At 37.0% G+C, this 2,192-nt stretch carries 3 protein-coding genes; 1 reads left to right on the forward strand and 2 read right to left on the reverse strand.

All coding sequences use genetic code 11. The annotated features are described in order from the left end of the window. On the reverse strand, positions 1–970 hold a 970-nt coding region (locus EWM59_RS27235), incomplete at its 3' end, for an IS4 family transposase (RefSeq protein ID WP_165372273.1). After that, positions 967–1,131: a hypothetical protein gene (locus EWM59_RS27965; RefSeq protein ID WP_165372164.1), complete on the reverse strand. Its 165-nt coding sequence runs from the start codon at positions 1,129–1,131 to the stop codon at positions 967–969. The genes EWM59_RS27235 and EWM59_RS27965, both read right to left, overlap by 4 nt. Positions 1,132–1,344: 213 nt before the next feature. On the opposite strand from EWM59_RS27965, the gene EWM59_RS27240 reads away from it, so the two are divergent. Beyond that, the coding region (locus EWM59_RS27240) for a transposase (protein ID WP_130022580.1) at positions 1,345–2,192 on the forward strand (848 nt) is incomplete at its 3' end.

Consider the following 2,192-nt stretch of genomic DNA (forward strand, 5'->3'; position numbering starts at 1 on the left):
TTCTTAATAAACCAATCGCTATTAAACTCAATAGACTGATGGTATTAAAGAGTGCTTGTGGGGATTGTAATTGTCTTTGTTGGATACTACAACCCGTTTTGAGACATTTATGAAAATCTTCACAGGTAGTCCATCTGCGGGTATAGGTATCAATAATAGCTACCGCCTCTGCTAAAGTCTTTACCGGCACATTGGTAAGTATCATCCAATGGGCTAAGTCTTGTCCTTTGATAGGTTGAAGTTGCTGCAAGGTGAGTACATAAATAGGTTTAATTAAATCCTGTAAGTCAACTTTTGCAAAAGTAATCTGACACTCACATAGGTGTGCTTTGCCTTTGGCATCTAAGAGCGAACGTTCAACAATCCCACCAGGGGTTAAACTTTGCAAATAGGGCTTCAGGGTTTGAGTACTGTTTTTGAGTTTACGGTCATGTCTGCCATTGATAATAAAGAGTTGTCGATGGGTAAGTGCATAATTGAAGACCTCTGCCACATCAGCTTCTTTATCAGCTACTTGTACAACCGATATACCCGTTTTACGTCCATATTTACGGGCAAAATCAATGGCTTCAATCCATTTAGCACTCTCCTTTTCTTCAAAAGGACGCAGGTGTCTTTGATGACGTTTACCATAATCATCCCTATCTCTTTGTATGAACTCTTGGATGGGTAAGCCTAAAGGTACATAATGGTTGTCTGTCAGAATACCATTATGTATTAATACTCCATTATCGCTTCCGGTTTGAAGGTAGCCTAAATCCATCTGACGGGTAGGATAATTGCCCACTGTACTATCCTGAAACAGATAATAATATTGTTTCTTATCTGGTAAGGACTGTGTCAGAGAATACGCAATCAACCCTTTACGATAAGACTTAATAATATCCGCACAGTTAAGCTCGCTATTATTCACTAAACGATAGAGTCCTTTCAAGGCATATTGATTTTTGAAAACATGAGGAAAACTCAAGCTACTATCTGTCTTAAATAGTTCAGATTGGCAAAAAAACACCTTTTATTCAGACGTTTATCGCCAAAACGATAATGTTGCATCTGATAAGAAATCACCGATTCTATTACCATATAATATTCTGTTTTGGTCTCTATGTCAAAGAACGTAATTTTTTGCAAAAATACCCAAATTATGGGTAAGACACACCCTTGAAATAGGAGAGGGGCTTTTAGTTTAAGAGGTTTAGAGCCTCCTTCTCCTCAGGCTCTCCTTTAATAGGGTAACGATTTGATTAGCAATATTTTAGCAAATAAATAAACCCCGAATATGCACGAACTTGACATATTTCGGGGTTTTTCGTATTTTTCTTCTGCTAAGAATTAAAAATACAGATGCAAGGTACATTATTTGATTTGGATTCTCCAAATTTTTCCAGATTGCACATTTTCAAGAATAAGACAGAATTAGGTGCGATTTATCAAACCATAGATTGGGTAGCTTTAGACAATCTTCTTCCAAAAAAGAAAACCAAAGTTGGTTCTCCTTCCATTTTACCACCACGAGGATATTTTGGTTTAATGTTTCTGAAGCATTATCTGAAACTGAGTGATGAAAAGCTATTAGAGCGATTAAATACTGACTGGGCTATACAAATGTTTTGTGGCATTCAATTGTGTGATAATCAAATGGTTCGGGATAATGCTTTTGTCTCTAATGCACGAACTTACCTGGCAAAGCATATTGATTTAGGCGTTTTACAACAAACCCTTATTGCAAATTGGAAGCAGGAAATACCTGATAAACAAGTAGTACTAATGGATGCTACCTGTTATGAGTCTTATATTCGCTTCCCTACAGATGTGAAATTACTTTGGGAATCTTGTCAATGGTTATGGGAAAAACAGATTCCCACCCTGTGTCAAACTTATCGAATCAAATTACCTCGCTCAAAGTTTAAAGACCAAAAGACTAAATATATCTCTTACAGCAAACTGCGAAAGAAAAGCTATAGAAAAACCAGAAGCAGGCAAAATGCTTTACTAAAATTGTTGGATAAAGGAATAGAAGCCTATCAATCCCTGCTCAATCAAACTCAAGCGAAAGGATTAAGTATGGTAGACGCTGAAACATTTAAGACCATTAAACTGGTTTATCAACAGCAAAAACAGCGATACTTACACCCACAAGCCAAGATACCAAACCGGATAGTAAGTTTGTACAAACCCTACCTCAGACCCAT

The sequence above is a fragment of the Emticicia agri genome, assembly GCF_004168285.1.
Classification (GTDB): domain Bacteria; phylum Bacteroidota; class Bacteroidia; order Cytophagales; family Spirosomataceae; genus Emticicia; species Emticicia agri.